The organism is Pseudomonas sp. CBC3 (assembly GCF_037967085.1).
GTDB lineage: Bacteria > Pseudomonadota > Gammaproteobacteria > Pseudomonadales > Pseudomonadaceae > Stutzerimonas.
Genome location: NZ_JBANEO010000001.1, coordinates 115438 through 141056, shown reverse-complemented (window position 1 = coordinate 141056; position 25619 = coordinate 115438). Strand labels below are relative to the sequence as shown.

21 protein-coding genes and 1 pseudogene are annotated in these 25619 nt (G+C 61.1%); 9 read left to right on the top strand and 13 right to left on the bottom strand.

Annotation, left to right across the window (positions count from 1 at the left end):
- The first annotated feature begins 4 nt into the window (after positions 1-4).
- Positions 5-2410: a membrane-bound PQQ-dependent dehydrogenase, glucose/quinate/shikimate family gene (locus V6943_RS00685; RefSeq protein WP_340552304.1), complete on the top strand. Its 2406-nt coding sequence runs from the start codon at positions 5-7 to the stop codon at positions 2408-2410.
- Positions 2411-2667: 257 nt separating this feature from the next.
- Here V6943_RS00685 and V6943_RS00680 read toward each other — a convergent pair.
- From V6943_RS00680 to V6943_RS00670, 3 genes and pseudogenes are all read right to left on the bottom strand, one after another.
- Positions 2668-3073, bottom strand: a pseudogene (locus V6943_RS00680) (endonuclease domain-containing protein).
- A 34-nt stretch (positions 3074-3107) separates the two neighbouring features.
- A complete protein-coding gene (locus V6943_RS00675) occupies positions 3108-3416 on the bottom strand; it encodes a hypothetical protein (RefSeq protein ID WP_131649867.1) in 309 nt (102 codons plus the stop codon).
- A gap of 71 nt (positions 3417-3487) precedes the next feature.
- Positions 3488-5071, bottom strand: a complete 1584-nt coding sequence (locus tag V6943_RS00670) for a peptide chain release factor 3 (protein WP_340552303.1) — start codon at positions 5069-5071, stop codon at positions 3488-3490.
- A gap of 439 nt (positions 5072-5510) precedes the next feature.
- Here V6943_RS00670 and V6943_RS00665 point away from each other — a divergent pair, with 439 nt between their 5' ends.
- Positions 5511-6674, top strand: coding sequence for a type III PLP-dependent enzyme (locus tag V6943_RS00665; protein ID WP_131649869.1), 1164 nt, complete (start codon positions 5511-5513; stop codon positions 6672-6674).
- 233 nt (positions 6675-6907) lie between these two features.
- Here the strand turns inward: V6943_RS00665 and V6943_RS00660 are convergent, their stop codons facing one another.
- Together V6943_RS00660 and V6943_RS00655 are read right to left on the bottom strand one after the other, a co-directional pair.
- Positions 6908-7723, bottom strand: coding sequence for a tetratricopeptide repeat protein (locus V6943_RS00660; RefSeq protein WP_340552302.1), 816 nt, complete (start codon positions 7721-7723; stop codon positions 6908-6910).
- Entirely contained in the window at positions 7724-8404 is a 681-nt protein-coding gene (locus V6943_RS00655; RefSeq protein ID WP_340552301.1) for a Fe2+-dependent dioxygenase, read from the bottom strand.
- Positions 8405-8562: 158 nt separating this feature from the next.
- On the opposite strand from V6943_RS00655, the gene V6943_RS00650 reads away from it, so the two are divergent.
- On the top strand, positions 8563-10848 hold the full coding sequence (locus V6943_RS00650; RefSeq protein WP_445324099.1) for a TonB-dependent receptor: 2286 nt from the start codon (positions 8563-8565) through the stop codon (positions 10846-10848).
- A 173-nt stretch (positions 10849-11021) separates the two neighbouring features.
- Here the strand turns inward: V6943_RS00650 and V6943_RS00645 are convergent, their stop codons facing one another.
- The 6 genes from V6943_RS00645 to V6943_RS00620 form a co-directional block, all read right to left on the bottom strand.
- Complete coding sequence (locus tag V6943_RS00645) at positions 11022-12617, bottom strand: flavodoxin domain-containing protein (RefSeq protein WP_445324098.1); 1596 nt, start codon at positions 12615-12617, stop codon at positions 11022-11024.
- 143 nt (positions 12618-12760) lie between these two features.
- On the bottom strand, positions 12761-13636 hold the full coding sequence (locus tag V6943_RS00640; protein WP_340552298.1) for a DUF4198 domain-containing protein: 876 nt from the start codon (positions 13634-13636) through the stop codon (positions 12761-12763).
- Positions 13637-13652: 16 nt separating this feature from the next.
- The gene (locus V6943_RS00635) at positions 13653-14162 is read right to left on the bottom strand and encodes a DUF2271 domain-containing protein (RefSeq protein WP_131649875.1); all 510 of its coding nucleotides are present in this window, start codon (positions 14160-14162) and stop codon (positions 13653-13655) included.
- Between the two features lie 9 nt (positions 14163-14171).
- On the bottom strand, positions 14172-14765 hold the full coding sequence (locus V6943_RS00630; RefSeq protein ID WP_131649876.1) for a PepSY-associated TM helix domain-containing protein: 594 nt from the start codon (positions 14763-14765) through the stop codon (positions 14172-14174).
- A gap of 162 nt (positions 14766-14927) precedes the next feature.
- Complete coding sequence (locus V6943_RS00625) at positions 14928-17156, bottom strand: TonB-dependent receptor domain-containing protein (RefSeq protein WP_340552297.1); 2229 nt, start codon at positions 17154-17156, stop codon at positions 14928-14930.
- Between the two features lie 249 nt (positions 17157-17405).
- Entirely contained in the window at positions 17406-18098 is a 693-nt protein-coding gene (locus V6943_RS00620; RefSeq protein ID WP_131649878.1) for an SIMPL domain-containing protein, read from the bottom strand.
- A gap of 320 nt (positions 18099-18418) precedes the next feature.
- On the opposite strand from V6943_RS00620, the gene V6943_RS00615 reads away from it, so the two are divergent.
- The 6 genes from V6943_RS00615 to V6943_RS00590 all read left to right on the top strand — a co-directional run bounded on the left by V6943_RS00615 (position 18419) and on the right by V6943_RS00590 (position 23333).
- Positions 18419-19678: an ATP-binding protein gene (locus V6943_RS00615; protein WP_340552296.1), complete on the top strand. Its 1260-nt coding sequence runs from the start codon at positions 18419-18421 to the stop codon at positions 19676-19678.
- A gap of 27 nt (positions 19679-19705) precedes the next feature.
- Positions 19706-20266, top strand: coding sequence for a response regulator transcription factor (locus V6943_RS00610; RefSeq protein WP_131649880.1), 561 nt, complete (start codon positions 19706-19708; stop codon positions 20264-20266).
- Positions 20267-20457: 191 nt separating this feature from the next.
- Entirely contained in the window at positions 20458-21399 is a 942-nt protein-coding gene (locus tag V6943_RS00605) for an AEC family transporter (RefSeq protein WP_340552295.1), read from the top strand.
- A 175-nt stretch (positions 21400-21574) separates the two neighbouring features.
- Entirely contained in the window at positions 21575-22555 is a 981-nt protein-coding gene (locus V6943_RS00600; protein WP_340552294.1) for a M23 family metallopeptidase, read from the top strand.
- Positions 22536-22892: a hypothetical protein gene (locus V6943_RS00595; protein WP_340552293.1), complete on the top strand. Its 357-nt coding sequence runs from the start codon at positions 22536-22538 to the stop codon at positions 22890-22892. Before V6943_RS00600 ends, V6943_RS00595 begins: the two co-directional genes overlap by 20 nt.
- Before the next feature lie 15 nt (positions 22893-22907).
- The gene (locus V6943_RS00590; RefSeq protein ID WP_131649884.1) at positions 22908-23333 is read left to right on the top strand and encodes a bactofilin family protein; all 426 of its coding nucleotides are present in this window, start codon (positions 22908-22910) and stop codon (positions 23331-23333) included.
- A gap of 69 nt (positions 23334-23402) precedes the next feature.
- Here V6943_RS00590 and V6943_RS00585 read toward each other — a convergent pair whose 3' ends face one another.
- Both V6943_RS00585 and V6943_RS00580 read right to left on the bottom strand, forming a co-directional pair.
- Positions 23403-24494 carry a calcium/sodium antiporter gene (locus V6943_RS00585; RefSeq protein WP_131649885.1) on the bottom strand — a complete coding sequence of 364 codons (1092 nt, stop codon included), beginning with the start codon at positions 24492-24494 and terminating at the stop codon, positions 23403-23405.
- A 29-nt stretch (positions 24495-24523) separates the two neighbouring features.
- Positions 24524-25609: a calcium/sodium antiporter gene (locus V6943_RS00580; protein WP_340552292.1), complete on the bottom strand. Its 1086-nt coding sequence runs from the start codon at positions 25607-25609 to the stop codon at positions 24524-24526.
- Between the last annotated feature and the right edge of the window lie 10 nt (positions 25610-25619).

Here is a 25619-nt window from a genome sequence, read left to right as displayed (position 1 = left end):
TTGGATGAGCATCGAATACGGGCCGCGCCCCTTGCGTATCACCCTGACGGCCATTGTTGTGCTGGTGTTGGGGGCGCTGATGACGATCGGCGGTGGTTACCTCGCGGTACTGGGAGGGTCCTGGTATTACCTGAGCGCTGGAATCGCGCTGCTCATCGTCGCCGCTCTGCTGTTTGCCAGACGGCGCGCAGCTATCTGGCTGTATGCATTGCTGTTGCTGGCGACCCTGATCTGGACGTTCTACGAGGTCGGGTTCGATTGGTGGCAGCTGGCGCCACGAATCGATCTCTGGTGCATCCTCGGGCTGTGGCTGATCCTGCCCTTCGTCAATCGTTACGTGAGCGATCGGCTAGTCTGGCGTGACGGCGCCAGTGGGTTGCTCGGGCTCGGCTTGCTGGCCGGGGCGCTGATGGCTGGCGACTCGCTGACGCAGGACTATCACTCGATCAAGGGTGAGCTCAGCGACGCGCAGATGCAGGGCCTCGAACCGGACGGACAGGCGGGGCGCTCGGCAAGCGAGTGGCCAGCCTACGGTGGCTCCAGCAACGGCGATCGCTATTCGACGGCGGACCTGATTACTCCGGAAAACGTCGGGCGGTTGGAGAAAGCCTGGGAATATCACACCGGCGATTTGCCGGGTGAGGGCGATCCGGGCGAGCTGACCAATGAGGTGACGCCGCTGAAAGTGGGCGACACGCTGTTCATCTGCACGCCACACAGCATCGCCATCGCGCTGGATGCCGATACCGGTGAAGAGCGCTGGCGCTTCGATCCGAGCATCAACCGTGATGCCGAGTACTACCAGCACATGACCTGCCGCGGCCTCGCGTTTCACGATGCCGGTTCCTATGGCCAGACCGCGACGAGTGTCCCGTCGCCGGGACAAGCTGCGGCCCGCTGCGAGCGCCGGCTGTTTCTGCCGACCAATGACGGCACGCTGATCGCGCTGGATACAGAAGACGGCAAGCCTTGCGAGGACTTCGGCGATGCCGGGGTGGTGGACCTGAAACTCGGTCTCGGCGAAGGCGCTCTGGGTGTCTATCTGCCAACATCGCCTCCGGTGGTGACCGAGAAGCTGGTCATCGTCGGCGGCTCGATTACCGATAACGGCGCGGTGGATTCACCCGGCGGCGTCATTCGCGCCTACGACGTGCGCAACGGGCGACTGGTGTGGAATTTCGATCCGGGCAACCCGGATGCTACCGATCCGCTGGCACCGGGCGAGACCTACGTGCGCAGCACGCCGAACTCCTGGACCATCGCTACTGCAGACGAGGCGCTGGGGCTGGTCTATATCCCCACCGGCAACCAGACGCCTGATCAGTGGGCCGTACCGCGTACGGCCGAATCCGAGCGCTTTACCGACACCCTCGTCGCGCTCGATCTGGAGACCGGCAAGGTGCGCTGGGAATTCCAGACCGTGCACCACGACCTCTGGGATCGCGATTTGCCGTCCCAGCCCACGCTGGTGGATATCGACGGGCCGCAGGGCAAGGTGCCAGCCATCATCCAGCCGACCAAGCGTGGCGACCTGTTCGTGCTGGACCGCCGCACGGGCGTGCCGATCGTTCCGGTCGAGGAAGTCCCGGTGCCGCAGGGCACGGTGGAAGGTGACTATGCGGCGCCGACCCAGCCGGTTTCTGCGCTCAGCTATGCGCCGGACGAGCCGCTGTATGAAAAGGACATGTGGGGTGGCACGCCGCTGGATCAGATGATGTGCCGCATTCAGTTCCGCAAGCTGCGCTACGACGGTGATTTCACGCCGCCTTCAGAGCAAGGCTCGCTGATCTATCCGGGCAATGTGGGTACGTTCAACTGGCCGTCCGTGGCGGTCGATCCGAGCCGGCAGCTGCTGTTCGGTGCGCCGAACTATCTGGCGTTCATATCGACCATGGTCAAGCGCAGCGAAGTCGATCCGGAAGAACGCACCGGTGGCGGCGAGACCGGGCTGCAACCGAACCTCGGCGCACCTTATATGGTGCGGCTGGAGCCGTTCATGTCCGTGCTCGGGCTGCCGTGCCAGACGCCGCCATGGGGCTTCGTCACTGCAGTTGATCTGCGCAGCATGAAGAAAGTCTGGATGCACAAGAACGGCACTAGCCGCGACAGCGCACCGCTCGGCATCCCCTTCCCGGTGGGCACGCCAGCGCTAGGCGGACCGATCGTCACCGCTGGCGGTGTCGCCTTCATGAGCGGCACCCTGGATTACTACCTGCGTGCCTATGACCTGCAGAGCGGTAAAGAGCTATGGAAGGGACGGCTGCCGGCGGGTGGGCAGGCGACGCCGATGACCTATGTTTCGGAGAAAACCGGCAAGCAGTACGTGGTGCAGATGGCCGGTGGGCATGGGTCGTTTGGGACGAAGATCGGGGATTCGGTGATTGCCTGGGCGTTGGAGGAAGGGCAATAGACGCTGATGTTCAGGTGTTGGGCTGCCTGGTGAGTGCTGTTGTCGGTCTAGCCGAAGGTGTACGGCGGCGCCACGTCCCCTCACCCTAGCCCTCTCCCCGGAGGGGAGAGGGGACTGGTCGGAGTGGGGATTTTCGGTTCGTTGGCGGCGGAACGTATCTTTCCGAGAAAGCTGGCCTTTGCGACTCGCATAGCCATAGCGCGACCAGAGGCCCCGCTTACTCCATGAGTCGGGCTAACCGCGCTGATACGGAGGCCTCAATCCAGCTCCCTCTCCACTTTGGGGAGAGGGTTGGGGTGAGGGGAGCGGGCTTCAACCCAGCGGAGTATTTCAGCTAGAACCCCTTCGAGATTCTGCAGCACATCCAGATTGCTGAACCGCAGCACGTCCAGACCTTTGTGCTGCAGATAGTCGGTACGCACTCGATCCTTCTCCTGCCCTGCATCGTCGTAGTGTTGACCGCCGTCGAGCTCTATCACTAACCGCAGCTGCGCAGTAGAAATCCAGTACATAGGGCGGGAACGGATGTTGTCTGCGGAACTTAATGCCCGCCAGGCCACGGTTGCGTAGTCGCCGCCATAGCAGGCGCTCGCAGTCGGTGAGCTGCGTGCGGAGTTGCTGGGCAAACACGCGGTGCTCGGGTGTAACACGTTCGGTTGGCATTTCACGATCCTTGTGAAATAGGCGTCTTAAGCAGTCAGCAAGGGCGCCCCGGATACTTGCGATCCCCGCTGGGCTCCACGCACTGCTGCTCCGTATGCTGCTCCATGCGTGGAGATTTGTCCCGCAGACTGGACGTCAGGCTGTTCAAGAACTTTGTCGCCTGGGTCTGATCATCGAAGCGTCGTGCGCCATTCAGCGAGCCGGTGTAGCTGCCGTTGCTGGCGGCATAGCATTCCTGATTATTGGCGCATGTCAGCGCGACGACCCAGAACGGACTGTTGATCAGCACCCCTGCCTGAGCGGCAGAGGTGGAAAGGGCAAGAGCGAGCAGAAGGTTCCGCATGATGTTGCTCCGATGTGTGGAACCGGAAACATATCCCATCGGCCAGATGCTGACTGTGGTGTTTCTCCCGGTTAGTGATGCTCGCGCGTCGCCCTAAATTTCACATCCGGCCAGCGTTCTTCCATAAGGCTCAAGTTGACCCGCGTTGGGGCCAGATAAGTCAGGTGACCACCGCCATCGACCGCCAGGTTTTCGTAGGCCTTGTCGCTGAACTCCTTGAGCTTCTTCTCGTTGTCGCACTCGATCCAGCGCGCGGACCAGACGTTGATCGCCTCGTAAGCGCACTCGACCTTGTATTCCTCTTTCAAGCGGCTGGCGACGACGTCGAACTGCAGCACACCGACGGCGCCGAGGATGATGTCGTTGTTGCGCTCGGGGAAGAACACCTGGGTCGCGCCTTCTTCGGCCAGTTCCTGCAGGCCCTGGCGTAGCTGCTTGGATTTCAGCGGGTCCTTCAGGCGCACGCGGCGGAACAGTTCCGGGGCGAAGTGCGGGATACCGGTGAAACCGAGGTTTTCGCCTTCGGTAAAGGTGTCGCCGATCTGGATGGTGCCGTGGTTGTGCAGGCCGATTATGTCGCCGGCCCAGGCTTCCTCCAGCTGCTCACGCTCGCTGGAGAAGAAGGTCAGGGCGTCGGCGATGCGGATGTCCTTGCCGATGCGCGCGTGGCGCAGCTTCATGCCTTTTTCGTACTTGCCCGAGCAGATGCGCATGAAAGCGATGCGGTCGCGGTGCTTGGGGTCCATGTTCGCCTGGATCTTGAAGACGAAGCCGGTGAACTTGTCCTCGACCGGCTCAACCACCCGCTCGTTGGCGGCGCGTGGTAGCGGGCGTGGCGCCCAGTCGACCACGGCATCGAGCACATGGTCGACACCGAAGTTGCCCAGCGCGGTGCCGAAGAACACCGGGGTCAGCTGGCCCTTGATGAACTCGTCCTGGTCGAACTCGTGGCAGGCGCCCTGGACCAGCTCCAGTTGTTCTACGAAGCGGTCGTACTCGTCGCCGATGTGCTTGCGTGCCTCGTCGGAGTCGAGTTTCTGGATGATCTTCACCTCGGTGCGCTCATGCCCGTGGCCTGGCGTGTAGACGATGATGTAATCGTCCTTGAGGTGGTAGACGCCCTTGAAGTCGCGGTAACAGCCGATCGGCCAGGTGATGGGCGCGGCCTTGATCTTCAGGACTGCCTCGATCTCGTCGAGCAGTTCGATGGGGTCGCGGATGTCGCGGTCGAGCTTGTTGATGAAGCTGACGATGGGGGTGTCGCGCAAGCGGCAGACGTCCATCAGGGCGATGGTGCGCGGCTCGACGCCCTTACCGCCATCGAGAACCATCAATGCCGAATCCACTGCGGTCAGGGTGCGGTAAGTGTCTTCCGAGAAGTCTTCGTGGCCGGGGGTGTCGAGCAGGTTGATCATGTGCTCGCGGTAAGGGAACTGCATCACCGAGGTGGTGATGGAGATGCCGCGCTGCTTTTCCATTTCCATCCAGTCGGACGTGGCGTGGCGGTCGGATTTGCGCGACTTCACGGTACCGGCGACAGCGATGGCCTTGCCCATCAGCAGCAGCTTCTCGGTGATGGTGGTCTTGCCCGCGTCGGGGTGGGAAATGATGGCGAAGGTGCGGCGCTTCGCGACTTCGGCGGCCTGAGAGGTCATGGCGGTCCCGGTATAGAAAGCGTGTCGGAAAAAGCCGGCGATTATAACGCAAAGGCTGTCCGTCAGCGTGGCGCACGTCGCTGCGCCCGGGCCGGCCAGGCTCAGAGGGGGGAACATCGCTGCGTCACATTTGTCGGTTTGAATAAGGGTAGGTTCGTCGACATGGGAAAAATGGAAGCGAGTACGGATTTTTCATTGATATCGAACAGCTGTGGTTCTAAAGTTCGCGCCCGAACGTCCATGCTGGCAACGATCCATCCGGCTCAAGTACTGACGACGAGAGATCAGGATTCACCAGGTCACCGCACCCGTTGCCGTCGACCTGGCCGTGATACTCGGCGACATGCCTTGGGAAGTAGGCGAACCAAAGTGGGGAAACTGATCAGGCGTTCTTGCTCACCCCTTATCCGACTTTACGTTTCCCGATTTGGAGCCATGCATGTCGATCAAGATCGAAGATTACTATCCGCGCGAAACCTTCCAGAAAATGAAGGCCTTCGCCGATGAGCGCGAAACCCCGTTCGTTGTCATCGACACCAAGATCATCAGCGATTCGTACGACCAACTGGTCGGCAATTTCCCGTTCGCCAAGATCTACTACGCCGTGAAGGCCAATCCGGCCACTGAAATCACCGAGCTGCTGCGCGACAAGGGTTCGAACTTCGATATCGCCTCGATCTACGAACTGGACAAGGTGATGGCTACCGGCGTCGGTCCGGAGCGCATCAGCTACGGCAACACGATCAAGAAAGCCAAGGACATCCGCTACTTCTACGACAGGGGCGTGCGCATGTTCGCCACCGACTCGGAAGCCGACCTGCGCAACATTGCCAAGGCCGCACCGGGTTCGAAGGTCTATGTGCGGATTCTCACCGAGGGTTCCAACACTGCCGACTGGCCGCTGTCGCGCAAGTTCGGCTGCCAGACCGACATGGCGCTGGACCTACTCATCCTGGCCAAGCAACTGGGTCTGGACCCATACGGTGTGTCCTTCCACGTCGGTTCGCAACAGCGCGACATCGACGTCTGGGACGCGGCCATCGCTAAGGTCAAGGTGATCTTCGAACGTCTGAAGGAAGAGGACGGCATTGTCCTGAAGATGATCAACATGGGCGGCGGCTTCCCGGCGAACTACATCGCCAAGACCAACGACCTGACCACCTACGCCGACGAGATCATCCGCTTCCTGAAGGACGACTTTGGCGACGATCTGCCGGAGATCATCCTCGAGCCGGGCCGTTCGCTGATTGCCAATGCCGGCGTGCTGGTTTCCGAAGTGGTGCTGGTGTCGCGCAAGTCGCGCACCGCCGTTGAGCGCTGGGTGTTCACCGATGTGGGTAAGTTCAGCGGCCTGATCGAAACCATGGACGAGTCCATCAAGTTTCCGATCTGGACCGAGAAGAAGGGCGAGATGGAAGAAGTGGTCATCGCCGGCCCGACCTGTGACAGCGCCGACATCATGTACGAGCACTACAAGTACGGCCTGCCGCTGAACCTCGCCAGCGGCGACCGCCTGTACTGGTTTTCCACTGGCGCCTACACCACCAGCTACAGCGCGGTGGAATTCAACGGCTTTCCGCCGCTGAAGGCTTACTACCTCTAAGCGCCTTCAGCAATGCCGTAACAGCCGCGGCATCAGCCTGATGAAACCCCGCCTCCTTGGCGGGGTTTCGCTTTCCTGGCAGGCCGCCTTTAGTGGACCTTCGGGGGCGAAGCGCAAGCTACCTTTTGTAGGAAGCCCGCCCTCGGGGCGAAGCGTTTCAGGCTCGGTGCCGCCGCCATTCGCCGCGAGGGCGCGCCTCCCACAGGGGTACGGATGGTTCCCATGCTCTTGCGTTATGCGTCGGATTCGAGCGGGTCAGGCCGGGTCGTGGCGAGCTGACGGGCAACCAACCGGTCACCCTGATCACCGATGTCGGCACAGCGGGTGACATAGGCCACGGCGATATCGGTGATCAGTTCGATCCGCGCTGCCAGCAACTCGTCTCGCGCCTTGCGCAGAAACTTCAGGTGACCGAGCGCCAATGCCTGGATCAGCCAGTGCCGCGCCTCGTCCCAACGCTGCTGGCTGATCAGCACCGCGGCGTAGCTGAACTGGCCTCGGAAGTCGCCTGCCTCGGCGGAGCGTCGATACCAGTTCCAGGCGGCGTCCGGATCGGCCGGCACCACCAGGCCTTCTTCCAGATAGCGCCCCAGCAGATTCATCGACTTCGCATGACCCAGCTCCGCTGCCTGGCGATACAGCTGTAAGGCCTGCGTCTGATCTTGCGCGACCCCACGGCCAGTGGCGAACAGGTTGGCAAGGTTGTACATGCCCCAGTCGAGACCCTGTTCGGCCGCCTTGAGGTATTCGCGCGCTGCCGTCGAAAGATCCGGATTGCAACCCCAGCCATGTTCCAGGCAGCGGCCGAGCATGTTGTGCGCCATCGGGTTGCCTTGCGCCCGTGCGATGCGAAACCAGCGGACTGCCAGTGCGGGGTCGCGTTGGATGCCACGGCCTTCCAGCAGGATCTGGCCGAGCATCACTTGGGCGTCTGCGAGGCCCGTTTCCGCCGCGGCGAGTATGGTCCGCGCGGCTTCTCGTGGATCGCCCGCCAGCAGGTTGGGCAGCTGGTCCGGGGAGACTTCCTCACGACGAGATAGAACACGCATTCAGACGTCTGCCCAGCGACGCAGCAGGTTGTGGTAAGTGCCGGTCAGCTGGACTAGCGATGGATGGTCCGGCAGATCGCGGGTCAGCTGCTGAATCGCCTGATCCATCTCGTAGAGCAAGGTGCGCTGGCCATCATCGCGGATCAGGCTCTGGGTCCAGAAGAACGAGGCGATGCGCGTCCCGCGGGTGACTGGCTCGACCTTGTGCAGGCTGGTCGCGGGATAGAGCACCAGGTCGCCGGCGGCGAACTTGACCCGCTGTGTGCCGTAGGTGTCCTGAATGACCAGTTCACCGCCGTCGTAGCTATCCGGATCGCTGAAGAACAGGGTCGAGGACACATCGGTACGGACACGCTCGGGGCTGTTCCTCACCTGGCGGATGGCGTTGTCGATGTGATAACCGAACGAGCCGCCTTCTCTGTAGCAGTTGAACAGGGGCGGAAACACCTTGTGCGGCAGCGCAGCGGACATGAACTGCGGGTTCTGCCAGAGGCGCTGCAGCATGGCTTCGGAGATTTCCCTCGCCAGCGGCGAATCCTCCGGCAATTGCAGGTTGTGCTTGGCCTTGGTCGATTGGTAGCCAGCGGTGACCTTGCCGTCAGCCCAAGGGGCTTGTTCCAGCGCACTGCGGATACGTTTGGCTTCGTCGGAGCTGAAAATGGCGGGGATGTGCAGAAGCATGTCGAGGGCCGATTGGGCTGGTGGGCGCGGTGGATGAAGCTCGGCGTACTGTTGCGGAGCCCCATAAGTATTTCAAGATTTTTCTGTTACATATTGATATCAATTATCGTTTGCTCTAGATTTCGCGTCTTCCGATTTCCCCCCCAACGAGAATAATGATGGCTTCCATGTCTTCGGATCGCCTTGCCTGCACTCCGCGTTTGCTCGCCACCGCCGTCGGTGTGGCCATTACTGGCATGTCCGCCGCGCAGCTGGCACAGGCCGACCAGACCGAACCGCTCAGCCTGGGCACCACGACGGTGACGGGCGATGCCGTTGAAGGCGACTACAAAGTCGAGCAGGCGCAATCGTCCAAATACACCGCACCGCTGCGGGATACGCCGCGTTCGGTCACGGTCGTGCCTCAGCAAGTCCTGAAAGACACCAACTCGTTGAACCTGCAGGACGCGCTGCGCACTGTGCCAGGCATCACCATGGGTGCCGGCGAGGGCGGTAATCCCACTGGGGATCGTCCGTTCATTCGCGGCTTCGACTCACAAAGCAGCATGTACCTCGACGGCGTGCGTGACACTGGCGCGCAGACTCGCGAGCTTTTTGCCGTTGAGGCGGTGGAAGTGGTCAAGGGTTCCGACTCTGCTATGGGCGGTCGTAACTCCGCCGGCGGCAGCATCAATCTGGTCAGCAAGAAGGCGCATCTCGGCAATTCGCTGGACGGCGGCTTTACCTGGGGCTCGGACCAGACCCAGCGCTACACGCTCGATGGCAACTACCAATTTAACGAAACCACCGCAGGCCGGCTGAACCTGATGAGCCACGAAAACAACGTGGCGGGCCGCGATGCGGTGAACAATGACCGTTGGGGCCTTGCGGCTTCGCTCGCTTTCGGTCTGGGCACGCCCACTCGTGTTTTCCTCGATTACTACCACATGGAAAACGACGATCTGCCGGATTCCGGCATTCCTTACAGCCTGAACACCGGTTCGTCCGGCACGCGCACGTCGGCCAATCCCGACAAGCCCACCGACGGTGGCGACAGCAGCAACTTCTACGGTCTGAAAGGCCGCGACTTCTCCAAAGGTCGCGCGGATATCTCCACCATCGCCGTCGAGCATGACCTCAGCGACAACCTGACGGTCAAGAACACCCTGCGCCATGGCAGCTCCATGCAGGACTACATCTGGAGCCAACCGGACGACAGCAAGGGCAACATTCTCAACGATCAGGTGTTCCGCCGCGCCAACCAGCGCGTCAGCAACACCACCAGCACCATCAACCAGACCGAGCTGTTCGGCGAAACCGTCATCGCCGGCTTCAAGAACAACTTCTCCTTTGGTGTTGAGTTGGGCCGCGAGAACGTGGACCGCTCCGGTTATACGCTGCCTGGCACTAGCGCAGGTACCTGTACGCCCGCACTGGTTGCCTCCGGTGACTGCACATCGCTGTCCAATCCGAACCCCAACCAGGCCTATACCGGCACCATCACGCGCAACTACTACGGCACCGAGACCGATGCCGATACTCGTGCGCTCTGGGCGTTCGACACCCTGGAGTTGACTCAGCAGTGGCTGCTGAACATGGGCCTGCGCTACGACTACTTCGACACCAGCGCCAAGACCAGCACCGCCACCGGCGTGACCAAGATCGAAGACACCAGTGAGTTCATCACCGGTCAGCTGGGCCTGGTCTACAAGCCGGTCGAGAATGGCAGCATCTACGTCTCCTATGCCACCTCGGCGACACCACCAGGATCAACCCTGGGCGAAGGCGCAGAGCCAAACGGGCTGAACGACGGCAACGGCACCTCCGGCAGCATCCGCAGCGACATGGAGCCGGAAGAAACCACCAACTACGAGATCGGTACCAAGTGGGATCTGCTCGATAACCGACTCTCGCTGGGTGCAGCGGTGTTCCGGACCGAGAAGGACAACGCGCGTGTGCTGACCAGCAACTTCACTTACGAAAACGTCGGCAAGACCCGCGTGGACGGCTACGAGCTGACCGCAACCGGTCGCCTGACCCGCAAGTGGAACGTGTTCGCCGGGTACAGCTATCTGGATAGCGAACTAGTGGAAGGTGGTGCGGTAGGCAATCGCGCAGGCGCAGTGACCAGCGCGGTGAACCCGGACAACGGCAACCAGCTGGCGAATACGCCCAACCACGCCTTCAGCCTTTGGACCACCTATGACGTGACCGATAAGCTGGCCGTCGGCGGTGGGGCGTTCTATGTCGACGAGGTTTACGGCAACACCGCCAACACGCTGCTGGTCGATTCCTACTGGCGCTACGATGCGATGGCCAGCTACAAGGTCAACAAGCACCTCGACTTCCAGATCAACGTGCAGAACTTGACCGATGAGACCTACTACGACAAGGCGTACGGCGCTCACTATGCCAACCAGGCCGCAGGCCGTACGGCATTGCTGAGCACCAACTTCCACTTCTGACCGAAGCTGAAGCAGAAGCCATTTCTGATGGTCTGGCAGTGATAACGGCGAAACCCCGCCGATGGCGGGGTTTCGTTTTTCCGGCATTCAGTTTTGCGCGACCTTGATCAGAGGGAGCCCCCGCAGCGCACCGGCCCTCTAGTACATCGCGCCTTCTGCAGGCCAGCGGCGCGTCAGTAAAGATCCCGGCGATATCGACCTTGCTCGGCAAGCACCTGCAGCTGCGCTTCACCCAACACGCCGGCCAGAATTTGCTGCACCTCGCGGCCCATGCCTTCGAGGCTCCCGCATATGTAGAGGGCTGCACCATCATTGATCCACTGGCGCAGCTCGTCCGCGGCATCGCGCAGCAGATGCTGGACATAGATTTTCTCTGCCTGGTCGCGGGAAAACGCCAGGTCGAGTCGCTGCAGGTGGCCGGATTGCAGCCATTCTTGCAATTCGTCGTGCAGCAGCTGATCGTGAGCGGCGCTGCGCTCCCCGAACAACAACCAGTTGCGCGAGCCCGTGTCGACACGTTCACGCAGGTGCGAGCGCAGGCCTGCAATGCCGGTGCCGTTGCCGATGAGGATCAGCGGGGTGCCGGCATCCGGGCCGTGAAAGCTGGGGTTGCTGCGGATGCGCAGGTCGATCAGGCTGCCCGGTGTTGCATGCTGGCAGAGCCAGCCAGAGCCAAGGCCGAGGCGTCCATCAGCATGCCGGGCCTCGCGTATCAGTAGCTGCACATGGCCTTCGTCTGGAATCGAGGCGATGGAATATTCACGGTGGGGCAGGCGGGGCAGCGCCAGCAGCCTTTCGAGCTCGCATCCGCGCAGTTCGTCTGGGTCCGGCGGCAGGCGGCGACAGGCGAGGGCCTCGGCCAGCGAACGTTCACCCTCGACGGGAAGCGCCGGGTCGAAGCCGAGCTGCCGCAGCAGCTGCTCCACCTCCGTCGTGGCGTGGCGTGGACCGACTTCGGCGATGTCACCGGCCTGCCACTGCGATGTTTCGCCAGTTGGACAAAGTGTCAGATGAAACACCGGCGCACCTTGGCTGCCCGGGTTGAGCAGCACCCGGTTGTGCAATAGCCAGGGCTGGTAGGGCGCGGGCTGCCAGTCGGTAAAGTCGCTGCGGCCGCTGATGTGGCCCAGTTGATGCTGCCAGTGCCGTAGCGCACCTGGATCGGCGCGATCAGCCTCCAGCCGATCGAATAGCGACAAGGCGCCAAGTTCGCGCAGCCGGGTATCGATCCGCTGGCCGAAACCGCAAAAATGCGTGTATTGCCGGTCGCCGAGCGCGAGTACGGCAAATTCCAGGGACGAGAGGTCGAGCGCATCATGTAGCAGGCGTCGCTCAAAGCGAGCGGCATTGTCCGGCGCTTCGCCCTCGCCGTAGGTACTGAGAATGAACAGGACACGGCGCGCCCTGGCCAGCGTCGCGGTGTCGAGGGCGTTCAGCGGTCGGACGTCGACCGCCATGCCGGCAGCGCGCAACTGCTCTGCGCTGCGTTCGGCCAGCTCACGCGCCTGACCGCCCTGGCTGGCATAGGCGATGATCAGGGTATCGGTCGTGGGATGAGTAAAAGGTTGCGCGTGCTTGCGGTCATTGCGCCAGAGGTGCAGGCAGACGCCGAAATAAGCCGCTATCACCAGCGAGGCCGAGATGATTCGCGAAGGTTGCCACCAAAACAGCCATACGGCGAGCAACAGGCACGCCAGCAACGGGGCGTAGCGCACGAGTACGAAAGTGCGAGCCAAGGTAGCCGTCTCCTGGAGTCTGGCCGTAAGCATGGTGGTTTGTCCGGCGCGATGCCGTTGCGGCTGCATGTGCGTGCTGGAATGGCGCAGCCGTCTCGCCACAGCTTGTGGGAGACGGCAAATGGCGCGTTTACAGGCCGTAGCGAGGTTTCGGCGCCGCTACGGCGATCGCCATGTTACTGCGGAAGTACTTCGAGCGTGGCGCTGTAGCTGGCGCGGCGTTCAGTGGCCGGCTTGCTGACGCCCTTGTCGCTGGTCAGTTCGGCTTCCAGCCAGTACATACCGGCGTCCGGCCAGGTGATGCTGACCTTGCCCTGCGCATCGGTCTTGGCATTGATTTCGCCGAGGTCATCGCGGTAGCGATTACCGCCCGGGATTACGCTTATTTCTACGTCCGCGGCTGGCTTGCCATCGAGCAGGAAGACGAATTCTGCCGCTTCGCCCGCATATAGGTCGTTGGGGTGGGTGACGGGCGACAGTTCCAAGCCTTTGCCGGTGGGCTCCAGCACGGTTTTGGTCGGTGCTCCGGACGTGGCGAACACTTCCATGCGGCTGCTGTTCTGGCTCACTTGCAGATCCTCGGCCTTGGCCGGGACTTCCTTGGCGAAGGCGTCCGGGTTACCCATCCAGCGGCGGGTTTCGCCATTCTCTTTCCAGCGTGCGACAAGGCCGCTGTTGGCGATTGCCAGCTTGTAGGTGCCTTTCTCGGTCAGATGCACATCGAAGGTGCTGCGATAACGGCCGATGCTGCCGTTTTCCGGCTGCACCTGGGAGCCATCCGGCGCGATCACTTGCAGTTGCGCAGCCGGACGTGGACGCATGCCGGGCGGGCCGCCAGCCGGTGCCTGATCGAGCTGGCCGATGCCCTGCAGGCGCAACGGGAAATGTTCGAAATAGAACAGGTCATTCGACACGGCGGCGTCCACGGTGATCCACGGATCTTCGCCGGACAGCACGGTGGCCGAGGGCAACATCCAGGCGCGATGGGCCTGGGCGGACAGTGGCAAGCAGACGGCCAGGGCCATCGCGGTCCATTTGATCATGGGTTTCATGCTGGGCTTCCTTGGGTCATTGAGTCAGTTCGAGAGTGACGGTGCCCAGTTCGCTTTCGCCCTGGGCCTGATGCGTTTCGGTCTTTTCCGGCGGCCAGCTGAATGGCAGGCGCAGCAGTTCGCGCCCGCCGACTTCACGCGCGGCCTCCACCACCAGACGGTATTCGCCGGCAGGCAGTGTGTTGAGCGGTGCGTTTTTGTCGGTAAAGCTCAGGCTATGGGTGCCGACCGCGCGTGTTGCGCCGCTGACGCCATCCACCGGCATGTCCAGGCTGCGACCGCTGCGTCGCCACCATTCGCGCATGTCCTTGAGCCATTTTTCGCCTTCGTTGTCCTTGAGCTTCAGGTCGTACCAGACGGCGAGGTTGGCGACATGGCTCTTGTCGGGCTGCTCCAGCCACAGCGCCACGTAGGGACGGTGATACTCGGCGACCTGCAGACGCGGGATTTCCACCTCGATTTTCAGATCGGCGGCCATCAGCGGCGCACTGAGTAGGGCTAGGGGCAACAGCAAGGTTTTTCGCATGGCAGATCCTTAATGAATAAACAGCAGCGCCAGCAGCAGCGGGATAACCAACCCGGCCCCGACCAGCGGCCAGGTCGTCGGTCGGCCACCGGCGTGACGCTGCAGTAGCAACAGTCCGGTAAGGCTGAAGACCACACAGGCCGCCGCGAAGATGTCGATGAACCAGCTCCAGGCAGTGCCGGTGTTGCGGCCCTTGTGAAGGTCGTTGAGGTAGGAAATCCAGCCGCGATCGGTGGATTCGTACAACAATTCGCCGCTGTCCAGCGCAAGGCTCAGCCAGGCGTCGCCGCCGGGGCGGGGCAGTGCGATATAGAGCTCGCCATCGGACCATTCGGCGTCGCGATCGGTCAGGTCGATCCGCAGTTCATGCTCGATCCACTGGCGCAGCGTGTCGGGCAGCCCAGCTTCAGGCGTCTGGGACAGCAATTGACTTTGCAGCGCCGTTGGCAGCTCGGCTTGGCGTTCGGTTACCTTGGGTTGCGCCTCAATCTGCGCGGCATGGTTGAGCGTGATCCCGGTAACCGCGAACAGCAGCATACCGACCAGGCACAGCGCAGAGCTGATCCAGTGCCATTGGCGGAGCGTGCCGAGCCAAAGGTGCATGGTGGTCCTTGTCGTGTGAGGGAATGGCGGATTCTAGGACGCTTGATCTTTCAAACGCTAAAGATTTACCAATGGCATACATTCGCGTCTCGCAGCGGGCAGCTGATCCTAAAGCGATGAAGCCGGAGTAAACCCCGGCTTCATCAGCGTCACGCTGCTGGCTCAGAACGTGATGTTGGCAGACAGCCAGAGGCGGCGGCCTTCTTCGATGACCCCGTCGGTGCCGCGACCGATCTGTGCATAGTCGGAGACCCAGCTCGCACCATTGTTGTAATAGGTGCCGGTGGTGAAGTCCTTGTCGAAGAGGTTGTAGATAGTGGCATTGAGCGTCAGGTTTTGCGTGGCTTTATACGAGCCTCCCAGATGGAAAACCTCGTAGGCTTCGAGGTCGCCCGCAGCATCGATCACCTGTTTGTTAGCATTCGTCAGGGTTGCGTAGCGCTGGTTGAAGCGCGCACGCTCACCGCGGTATTCACCCTTGAACCAAAGGTTCAGCTGATCGGTCGCTTGCCAGCTCAGGCGGGCAAACGCCATGTGCATAGGTGTGTTGGTCAACCGCGCGCCCTTGTCTGCGCCAGTAGTTTGCTCGCTGTCGGTATAGGTGTAGTTGGCGCTCACGCTCCAGGTTGGAGCGAACGCCCATTTGCCAGCCAGCTCGAAACCGCGAATCCGGGCCTCGCCAATATTGATGTCCTGCGAGAAGAACTCCTGCTGGAAGCCTGGCCCATAGCTGACGCAGCTTGGCTGATTAGGCGAGCCGGGGAAAAAACAGTTTGCCTGGCTTGGGCCGGTATCGATCTTGTCCTTGAACTTCGTATGGAACAGGGTCGCGTTGGCGTTGAAGTTCGAAAGGTTGGCGTAGTAAACGCCGAACTCGGTGTTGGTCGATTCTTCAGGGTCAAGATCCGGATTGCCGAACGAGATGTTCTGGCCTTGGCCACTGATTGAGCTGATGCCGTCATGCAACTGATTGAGTGTCGGAGTCTTGTAGCCTTTGCTGACGCCGCCTTTCATCGTCCAGCTGTCTGTCGTGTTCCAGACGAGATAGGCGCGCGGGCTGATGTGGCCACCGAACGCTTCGTGATCCTCGTAACGTGCACCAAGGGTGAGCGCCAGATCGTGGCGCAGCCGCCACTCGTCTTCAACGAACAGTGCCCAGGATTTCTGTGCGAAATCTTCTCCTGCGACGCCGTCGGTCACTTCGGCATCCCAGTACTGACCGCCCACGGTGAGGATATGGTTGTCGCCTAGAGGCGCGACGAGCTTGGTGTCAAAAACCAGGTCGGTGGATTCGAGCTCCCGATCATCGCCACCGATGATGGCTTGATAGGGCGCGTCGTACGGCACACCGAGAGTGCCGGGAATGGTACGGCCGAGGGTCTCTGTCTGGTTGTAGGTGATGCTGCTGTCCAAGGTGCCGAAGCCCAGCCGTCCGGTGTGGCTGAGAGCGAATTGATCACGCTCGAAACGTAGCTGATCCTGATAGCCGCTGATGTTGGTCGGGTCGTCTGCGGCGCAGCCAGCTACGGCGTTACTGCCGGTCGAAGCCTTGCCATCGAGGGTGCCCAATTGACAGTTGTCGTTCTCGTAAACTTGCCGGCCGCGTTCGAAATCCAGAGCGAAATCGTGATCATCGTGAGGGGTCAGGGTGAGGCGGGTCCCGATGTTGTAGTTGCGGCCCTCGACCGGGGAAGCGCCGCGCTTGCTGACGGTCGAGTCGTTATCGAAGGTCAGGTTCGACTCTTCACGATCAAAGAAGCTCCCGCGCACCGCCAGGCCAAGCAGACCTTCAGCGAGCGGGCCGCTGGCGTATACGCTAGTGCTGCTGGTGTCGCCGTAGTCGCTGTCTTCCTGAAACGTATGATCCAGCGTGACCGCCGCGCCCCATTTGTCAGCGACCTTCTTGGTGATGATGTTGACCACGCCGCCCATGGCATCCGAACCGTAGAGTGTGGACATCGGGCCACGGATCACCTCGATGCGCTCGATAGCCGACAGCGGTGGCATGAAGCTAGTACGGGTTTCGTTGAAGCCGTTGGGGGTCACGTTACCGGCAGTGTTCTGACGGCGCCCATCGATGAGGATCAGGGTGTAGTCGCTGGGCATGCCGCGCATGCTGATGTCTAGGCCACCGGTCTTGCCGGTGCCCTGGCGGATGTCTACACCTTCCACCTCATCCAACGCCTGGGCTAGGTTGCTGTAACGCTTGGTCCGGAGTTCTTCACTGCTGATCACACTGATGCTTGCTGGAGCCTCGGTAATCTTCTGCTCGAAACCCGAGGCGCTGACCACGGTGTCGCTCAGCGTGACTGGGCTGGTGTCGGCGAACGTATGAAAGCTGCAGCCGAGCAAGGCCACGGCCAGTGCTGAGCGAGTGAACGGGGCGTGCATGCGCGAAGATCCTTTGTTAGAAGCATTGTTTGGCGCGCATGATAGTGATTCGCGATAACCGTTTGGAATGATGTCGTTACGGCAAATCGCTGCGGACTCGAAGCTGCAAGGCTGCGCGCCTTGCGCCGTCAGGCTTTGCGACTGTGTATCAAATTATTTGGCAGGGTTGCGATTGAGGGCGCCGTACCGACCCGTCCCGTTTGCAACAGCCTCCTCGGCTGATTTGGCAGAGGAGACTGCATATCTGGCTCAGGGCATCTGAACTTCGATCACGCCGTCGGCGTTGATGCTGATCTGACGGGTTCCGGCCTCGACCTCCGGTGTCGGAGCGGAATCCATGCTCTTCATCGCGAAGTTACGCATCACCGGTTGATAACCACCGCCGCTGTTCAGGTTGAGGTTGACGATCTTGTAGTCGCTGCCGCCGAGCGCTTCGGTGGCCAGTTGTGCGCGGGCGCGGAAGGCCGCGACGGCATCCTTCAGCAAGGCGTCCTCGTTCTGTTTACGGATGGCGTCGGAGACGCTGAATTGCATGCTGTCCATCTTGAGGTCTTGCATCAGCTCACCGGTAAGCTTGGACAGCGCAGCGAAATCGCCACTTTCCAGGCGCAACTCGGCACGCTCGCGCCAAGCGGTGATCTGCTGCCCTTTTTCCTCATAGACCGGATAGCTGCTGCGGCTGCCTTGGCTGACGACGATGCCTTTCGCCAGGCGCGCACGCTGCAGGGCTTTGTTCATGGCTTCGGTCGTTTGCGCGGCCAACTGCGCCGGATCTTCGTGCTGGGCCTCGCTGTAAAGCGTGACATGCATGCGATCGTGCGCCACTTCGCTGGTGGCCTCGGCTCGCAGGGAAATCTGGTTGTAGTGTTGCTCATCGGCGACAGCCGAGAGGCAAACGATAGAGGCCAGCAGTGCGACGCTGCGGGTTACGGATACGAACATGACGGCTCCTGAGTTCGATGGCACCAGTGGTGCGGCGCAGAGACTTTAACAGGCTGTTAGGAAACTATCTGCGTCGCCTGGCCGGCCGCATCAAACCAGCGTTACAAATCGCCAGTCCGGTCGAAATACTCATCTACTAGTTCGTAACTCGATCGCGTGCCCGGTCCGCTTCTCCGCCTTGTCTTGGCTGCCTCGCCAACGTTTTTCAACAGCCTTGTTAGACGTTGAGCGGCGCGATGCAGTTTTTCGTGCGTCGCGTTGCCGCATGAGGGCTGTCTTTCGGGCGCCTTGGTTATACTCGCGACTCCGTTGGAGAGTCCATGTACGCATCCGTTCACCTGCTTTCAGCCAGTCGCCAGAATCTACGGCTACTTACTCTGATCCGCATCCTTGTGCTCGCCGCGCAGGCGGGCGCGGTGGGGCTCGCCTATGCCACTCAACTGTTCGGACTGCCGTGGTTTCATCTGGGCGTCACACTGGCCGTCTCGGCGCTGATCTGCCTGGGCACCGCTCTGCGATTGCGCGGACCCTGGCCGGTGACCGAGCTCGAATACGCCGTGCATCTGGCCGCAGACCTGTTGATCCACAGTGCGCTGCTTTATTACTCGGGCGGTTCGACCAATCCGTTCGTTTCCTATTATCTGGTGCCGCTCACCATCGCTGCTGCGACCTTGCCATGGATGTATTCGGTGGTTCTGTCGGGGCTGGCGCTTGCGGGCTATACCTTGATGCTGGTGTGGTACGACCCGGTCATCGCGCCGCCGGTCGATCGCACGACCTTGCTGGTTTACGGGATGTGGCTGAGCTTCGCGCTGGCCGCTGCCTTGATCACCTTTTTCGTGGCGCGCATGGCCGAGCAGTTGAGGCATCAGGAACAGCTCCAGGCTCAGCGACGCGAGGAAAGCATGCGCGATCAGCAATTGCTCGCCGTTGCAACGCAGGCAGCTGGGGCGGCGCACGAGCTGGGAACGCCATTGGCGACCATGAGCGTGCTGCTCAAGGAGCTGCGGCAGGACTATCAGCAACCTCAATTGAACGAAGATCTGGCACTGCTGCAATCGCAGGTTCAGCTGTGCAAGGAAAGCCTGCGACAGCTGGTGCGTGCCGCCGAGGCGGATCGCCGCCAGGCCGTCGTCGAGCAAACGGCGCGTGAATGGGTTGAGTCGGTGCTGCAGCGCTGGCATCTGATGCACCCGGAGGCCACCTTCCGCTTTCAGTGTCTGGGCAAGGGTACGCCCCCACGCCTGATGCCGCCGGCTGATCTAGGGCAATCGCTGCTCAACCTGCTGAACAACGCCACCGATGCCAGCCCGGATAATCTGGATATTCGCCTGGATTGGGATGCGCAGTGGATCAAACTGACCATTCGCGATCATGGCGCCGGTGTACCGCTAGCGATCGCCGAACAGATCGGGCGGCCGTTTATCACGACCAAAGGCAAGGGGTTCGGCCTCGGCCTGTTCCTGAGCCAGGCCAGCGTTACCCGCGCCGGCGGCACGGTGAAGCTCTACAATCACGAAGAAGGTGGCACCCTGACAGAGTTGCGCCTGCCGCATGGCTCGGTGCGGGCCAGAACCTGACGTGACACTAACGCGAGGAATGCAAGCATGACCGAAGAGTTGCAGCACGAAGGCGAAGATCAGCCTCATCTGCTGCTGGTGGACGACGATCCCACATTTACCCGTGTCATGGCGCGGGCCATGAGCCGTCGTGGTTTGCACGTCAGCATCGCCGGGTCGGCCGAGGAAGGCCTGGAGATGGCGAAGCAGGAACTCCCTGACTACGCGGTGCTGGATCTGAAGATGGATGGCGATTCCGGTTTGGTGCTGCTGCCCAAATTACTCGAGCTGGACCCGGAAATGAAGGTGCTCATCCTCACCGGCTATTCGAGCATCGCCACCGCGGTCGAGGCTATCAAGCGTGGCGCCTGCAATTACCTGTGCAAGCCCGCCGATGCCGACGATGTGCTGGCCGCGTTGCTTTCCAAGCATGCCGATCTGGATACGCTGGTTCCGGAAAACCCCATGTCGGTCGATCGCCTGCAGTGGGAACATATTCAGCGCGTACTGGCCGAACATGACGGCAACATTTCCGCCACGGCGCGCGCGCTGGGCATGCACCGGCGGACTTTGCAGCGCAAACTGCAAAAACGTCCGGTAAGGCGGTAGAAAGGCAGCCTTGAGCTTGAAGCTGGAAGCGAGTCGTTTGGTGGTTCGTATCCAGCTTGCGACTTAGGATGAAAAACGGCGGCAGGCCTCAAGCTGCAATGAAAAAGCTCGACGGGCTTGGGGCAGTCCACCCATTAGCTTCCAGCTCTTAAGCGATTACCATAAGCGGCCCCTTCGCCATCGAGCCCATCATGCTTTCCGTTGCCGTTCAGACCCTGGGCGTTACCGCCCCGGTGTTCGTCATGTTGTTCATCGGCATAGCGCTCAAACGGCTGGGCTGGATCGACGCTGCGTTCATTCAGACGGCATCGGCGCTGGTGTTCAACGCCACCATGCCTGCCCTACTGTTCATCTCGATCATCAAGGCCGATCTGGATGCGGCGTTGCAGCCGAGCCTGTTGATCTACTACGTCATCGCCACCGTCGCGACCTTCTTTCTCGCCTGGGCCTGGGCGCTCTGGCGTTGTCCGTCTGCCGATCGTGGCGTCTACGTTCAGGGCGCGTTTCGCGGCAATAACGGTATCGTCGGCCTGGCGCTGGCAACCAGTCTTTATGGCGATTACGGCCTGTCGCTGGGCGGAGTTCTGGCGGGCGTGGTGATACTGCTCTACAACAGCTTGTCGGCGCTGATTCTGGCGATCTACAGCCCAGGCGCGCGCGCCAGTGCTGGATCGATCCTGCTCAGCATCCTGCGCAATCCGTTGATCATCGGCGTGACGGCGGCGATCCCCTTTGCCTATTGGCAGATTCCGCTGCCGGACTGGTTGATGACTTCCGGCCAGTATTTCGCACAGATGACCTTGCCGCTGGCGCTCATTTGCATCGGCGGCACGCTGTCGATTTCGGTCCTGCGCGAGAGCAGCGGCATGGCCATCAGCGCAAGCCTGATGAAGATGGTCTGGCTTCCTGCGCTGGCCACAGCGGGGGCTTGGCTGGTCGGCTTCCGTGGCGCGGAGCTGGGCATCCTGTTCCTGTACTTCGCCAGTCCTACGGCTTCGGCAAGCTTCGTCATGGCGCGAGCGGTCAACGCCAATCATCAACTGGCGGCGATCATCATTGTGATCACCACATTGATGGCTGCGCTGAGCATCAACCTCGGGCTGTTATTGCTTGGCTGGCTGGGGTGGCTTTAAACGCCGCTTGCCCGTGTTGTGATCAATGTCCTCTTTCCCAGCTTAAGAAATTCAGCGAAATAGTCGTAATCGCTCAATAGGCCTCAGAAAAAAACACCGGTTTCCGTCACATTGCCTCGGGCGGTCGATGGCGTTTCTATCAGTGGTGGGCCGCCTTGTTTTCTGAGGATTGACGATGTCGTTTTTCACACCTTCGAGCCGTTCGCTTACGCGTGATGCCAATCGCGTCGTCAACCAGCATCGCCTGTTCGGTCCAGGTCTGGCGTTGCTGCTGCTCCTCAATCTCGGAACCTTTGCCGGTGGCATTTGGATCGGACGGGATATAGAGCCTCAGCGTGAGGCCGCGAGTCAGGAAGAGCCGGCCCTCGGAAGCGAAGATCGCTTCGCCATTGCGCGTGTCGGAAAAGTGGTGGGTCGACTGAAATCCATCGAGGCCGATGTGCTCGCATTGCAGGGCATGCTCGGTGAGCAGCGTATTCTGAGCCAGCAACTCTCGGCCCTCGATCCAACCCTGCTGCCCTTGCTGGCGCCGGAGCCGGCTGTTGGCAGCGAAGGGCAGGGCGGCGTGCTGCTACCGCCACGAGGATGCTCGAGTGAGTTGACATTGGGGGTCGACAGCGTATCGCTCGACGACCTGGAACGCACCGAGACGTCGGCGCACTGCATGCGTGTGTTGTTGGATGGCATGCTTCAGCGTGTGGCAGAACGCAACGCGGCGCTCATGGCGATTCCGTCCCGCCGCCCTGTCGGTGAAGCGCGCTTGGGATCGGCCTACGGTAACCGTATCGATCCATTCAGAAAGCAACCAGCCTTCCATTCGGGCGTGGATTTCGCGTTGCGCTCCGGTTCCGATGTTGTCGCTGCGGCGGGTGGTCGGGTGAGCTTTGCCGGCTATCGCGGCGCGTACGGCAAGCTGGTGGTAATCGATCACGGCAATCGGCTGGTGACTCGCTACGCACATCTGTCGCGTCTGCACGTGCGCGTGGGCGATGTGGTAACGCCTGAGCAGCTGATCGGGGCGGTGGGTTCCACCGGGCGCTCCACTGGTCCGCATCTTCATTTCGAGGTGCTGCACAAGGGGCGATTCGTCGATCCTCAGCGCTTCCTCGCCCTTGGCGATCTAGAGCGGGACAGCGATGTTCAGGCTCAAGACTAAAACGCTAGATACTCGCGAACTGCTACGTTCCGAGCATCGTTTACAAGCCCGTCGCAGCTCGCGTTCGTGGCTCTGGTTGATCTTCGCGATGCTGTGCGTGATTGGCGCGCTGCTTTATTTGCGCGTTATCGAGCATGGCGCCTACGAGCGGCAGGTCGCCGCGCTGGACATTGAAAATCAGGCGCTCCGGGATGCGCTCGAGCAGAGTCGGCTGCAACGCCAGGAAGCCGAAGCGACGCAGGAGCAGTTGCTCGGGCGCATCGCCAAGCTGTCCGAGCAAATCGAGCGACTGCAGACAGCCCTGGCTTTTTTCCGCCAGCAGAAGAAAGCCCGTTAATACCGAGGAATAGAAATGTTCGACAAGAAGAAGCCGGCGCCGAAAGTCGCCGTCGACCAGTTCTCCAGTCTGATTTCCGGCAATGTCTCGCTGGCCGGCGATATGGCGTTCGAGGAAGGGCTGAAAATCAGCGGCACGGTGACAGGCAACGTCTGCCACAAGCCTGGAACGCACAGCCTGCTGGCATTGAGCGCCGACGGCCGGATCGAGGGTAATGTCAGCAGTTACGATGCGCTGATCGACGGCGTCATCGTAGGCGATCTGGTGGTCGAGCACCTGCTCGAACTGCATTCCAACGCTCGGGTCTGCGGGAATATCCGCTACCGTCAGCTGAGCATGGAAAACGGCGCCGTAGTCGACGGCACGCTCAGCCGGATGAGTGACGAAGAAGAGACCGCGCAGGTTTTCGAACTGCCGCGGTCTCAGGCTCGCGAAGGTTGAGTCGAGGAGCGGCCCGGCCTGAAGTCCACTTGCTTCCAGGCCGGTCCGCTAGCAGGTGTGCAGAGGCTGCTATTGGCGCTGTTTCTTCCAGGCCCGGCTGGCGATAACTAGTAACGTCACTGCGGTCAGAGGTAAGGCATAGCCGATCATCGCATCACCAAAGGTTTCAGCAAACGGTCGTCCAGTGCTGGCCATTACCAGATACACCGTATACGCCACGTAATAGGCCAGGAACAGCAAGCCCTCCCAGCGGTTGATGGCGTAGCCGGTGAAGAAGATCGGCAGACATGCCAGCGCCACCGCGATCATTACCGGGAAGTCAAAGGCCAGCGCGCTGGCAGCCACCGTGATCGCCTCGGGGGACACCATCGACGCCAGTCCCAGTACGCAGAGCAGGTTGAAGATATTGCTGCCGACGATATTGCCTACGGCGATGTCGCGCTCACCACGGATGGCGGCCAGGATCGAGGTGGCCAATTCGGGTAGCGAGGTGCCGACGGCGATCACCGTCAAGCCGATTACCAACTCTGACAAGCCCAGCGCGCGGGCCAGGGACACGGCGCCCTCCACCAGGAAGTTGGAGCCCACCACCAACAGGATGAGTCCTACAACGACCAGGCCAGCGTTGATCAGGCTGGCATAAGGTTTGGGCTGCGCTTCGAGACCGAATTCTTTGGCGAACTCATCATCTGCGGTTGCGGCTGCATTGGCCTTCCGACTGCTGATGATCAGAAATAGGGTGTAGCCGACGACGGCGGCAAACAGCAGGGCGCCATCGAGGCGGCTCAGCGAGCCGTCCCAGGCCAGGGCGTAGGTGACCAGGCTGGCGCCAATCATGATCGGTACGTCGAGGCGGATCAGCTGGCGTGAAACGATGAGCGGCGCGACCAGCGCGGTCATACCAAGAATCAGCAGAACGTTGGCGATGTTGCTGCCGAGTACGTTACCGATGGCGATGTCGCCGCTGCCGTTCAGCGAAGCCTGCACGCTCACAGCCGTCTCCGGTGCACTGGTGCCGAACGCAACCACCGTCAGGCCGATGATCAACGGGGGAATGCCGAATTGCGCTGCCAGTTTGGCCGCGCCGCGTACCAGCACTTCGGCACCGGCAACGAGAAGCACCAGGCCAGCTATCAAGTAGACGAACGTCATCAGGGACACGAATGGTTGCTCCAAAAGGAAGGGTTGGCTCAGCGCTGGTGTTTCCAAGCGCGCAGAAAGATCACGAAAAGCGTGATGGCGGTCAAGGGCAATACGTACCAAGTCATTGCATGGCGTAACAGGCTGATAGACGGCAGGCCGGTGGAAAACATCACGAGATAGAGCGTGTACGCCAAGTAATAGCCGAAAAACATGGCGCCCTCCCAGCGATTGATCCGGTAACCGGAGAAAAAGATCGGTAGGCAGGCACCAAATACGGCGAGCATGACGGGCAAATCGAAGGCTAGTGCATTGGGCGAAATGGATAAGCCGCCGGCCGAAACCAGTGCGCCGGCGCCAAGCACCAGCAGGAGGTTGAAAATGCAGCTGCCCACTACATTGCCGACGGCGATATCACGCTCTCCGCGATACACCGCCAGCATCGAGGTTGCCAGCTCAGGCATGGAGGTGCCGACTGCAATCACCGTGAGGCCGATCACCAGCTCCGACAGACCCAGCGCCCTTGCCAGAGCCACCGCGCCGTCAATCAGTAGGTTCGAGCCTGCCACCAGCAGGATCAGCCCGAGCAGTACCATCGACAGTTGGATCAGCCAGCCGAGTGGTTTCGGCTGGTCTGCAGGGCCGTATTCGAGAGCGAACTCGTCGGGCCGTTCGCGCTTTTTCTCGCGCCTGCTGGCAATGACTAGAAAGGTTGTATAGAGCAGCAGAAAGGCAACCAGAACGCCGCCGTCCAGCCGACTCAGATCGCCGTCCCATGCGAGGGCGAAGGTCAGTATGCCAGCGCCGATCATTATCGGTACGTCCAGGCGTACCAGTTGGCGCGACACCAGCAGCGGCGCCACCAATGCGGACAGTCCGAGAATCAGCAGGATGTTGGCGATATTGCTGCCGATCACATTGCCAACCGCGATGTCGCCGCTGCCGTTCAAGGCGGCTTGAACGCTGACAGCCGTTTCCGGTGCGCTGGTGCCGAACGCGACGACGGTCAGGCCGATGATCAGCGGCGAGATACCGAAGCGTGCTGCAAGCTGCGCGGCGCCACGCACCAAGGCTTCGGCGCCCAGCACCAGCAATATCAATCCGCCAATCAGGTAGGCGAATATCATCAAACTCATCCGAACTCCA

Excerpts from the sequence above, each read along its gene's own strand:
- V6943_RS00685 (WP_340552304.1), top strand. The coding sequence starts at position 5 with ATGAGCATCGAATACGGGCCGCGCCCCTTGCGTATCACCCTGACGGCC.
- V6943_RS00675 (WP_131649867.1), bottom strand. The coding sequence starts at position 3,416 with ATGCGGAACCTTCTGCTCGCTCTTGCCCTTTCCACCTCTGCCGCTCAG.
- V6943_RS00670 (WP_340552303.1), bottom strand. The coding sequence starts at position 5,071 with ATGACCTCTCAGGCCGCCGAAGTCGCGAAGCGCCGCACCTTCGCCATC.
- V6943_RS00665 (WP_131649869.1), top strand. The coding sequence starts at position 5,511 with ATGTCGATCAAGATCGAAGATTACTATCCGCGCGAAACCTTCCAGAAA.
- V6943_RS00660 (WP_340552302.1), bottom strand. The coding sequence starts at position 7,723 with ATGCGTGTTCTATCTCGTCGTGAGGAAGTCTCCCCGGACCAGCTGCCC.
- V6943_RS00655 (WP_340552301.1), bottom strand. The coding sequence starts at position 8,404 with ATGCTTCTGCACATCCCCGCCATTTTCAGCTCCGACGAAGCCAAACGT.
- V6943_RS00650 (WP_445324099.1), top strand. The coding sequence starts at position 8,563 with ATGGCTTCCATGTCTTCGGATCGCCTTGCCTGCACTCCGCGTTTGCTC.
- V6943_RS00645 (WP_445324098.1), bottom strand. The coding sequence starts at position 12,617 with ATGCTTACGGCCAGACTCCAGGAGACGGCTACCTTGGCTCGCACTTTC.
- V6943_RS00640 (WP_340552298.1), bottom strand. The coding sequence starts at position 13,636 with ATGAAACCCATGATCAAATGGACCGCGATGGCCCTGGCCGTCTGCTTG.
- V6943_RS00635 (WP_131649875.1), bottom strand. The coding sequence starts at position 14,162 with ATGCGAAAAACCTTGCTGTTGCCCCTAGCCCTACTCAGTGCGCCGCTG.
- V6943_RS00630 (WP_131649876.1), bottom strand. The coding sequence starts at position 14,765 with ATGCACCTTTGGCTCGGCACGCTCCGCCAATGGCACTGGATCAGCTCT.
- V6943_RS00625 (WP_340552297.1), bottom strand. The coding sequence starts at position 17,156 with ATGCACGCCCCGTTCACTCGCTCAGCACTGGCCGTGGCCTTGCTCGGC.
- V6943_RS00620 (WP_131649878.1), bottom strand. The coding sequence starts at position 18,098 with ATGTTCGTATCCGTAACCCGCAGCGTCGCACTGCTGGCCTCTATCGTT.
- V6943_RS00615 (WP_340552296.1), top strand. The coding sequence starts at position 18,419 with ATGTACGCATCCGTTCACCTGCTTTCAGCCAGTCGCCAGAATCTACGG.
- V6943_RS00610 (WP_131649880.1), top strand. The coding sequence starts at position 19,706 with ATGACCGAAGAGTTGCAGCACGAAGGCGAAGATCAGCCTCATCTGCTG.
- V6943_RS00605 (WP_340552295.1), top strand. The coding sequence starts at position 20,458 with ATGCTTTCCGTTGCCGTTCAGACCCTGGGCGTTACCGCCCCGGTGTTC.
- V6943_RS00600 (WP_340552294.1), top strand. The coding sequence starts at position 21,575 with ATGTCGTTTTTCACACCTTCGAGCCGTTCGCTTACGCGTGATGCCAAT.
- V6943_RS00595 (WP_340552293.1), top strand. The coding sequence starts at position 22,536 with ATGTTCAGGCTCAAGACTAAAACGCTAGATACTCGCGAACTGCTACGT.
- V6943_RS00590 (WP_131649884.1), top strand. The coding sequence starts at position 22,908 with ATGTTCGACAAGAAGAAGCCGGCGCCGAAAGTCGCCGTCGACCAGTTC.
- V6943_RS00580 (WP_340552292.1), bottom strand. The coding sequence starts at position 25,609 with ATGAGTTTGATGATATTCGCCTACCTGATTGGCGGATTGATATTGCTG.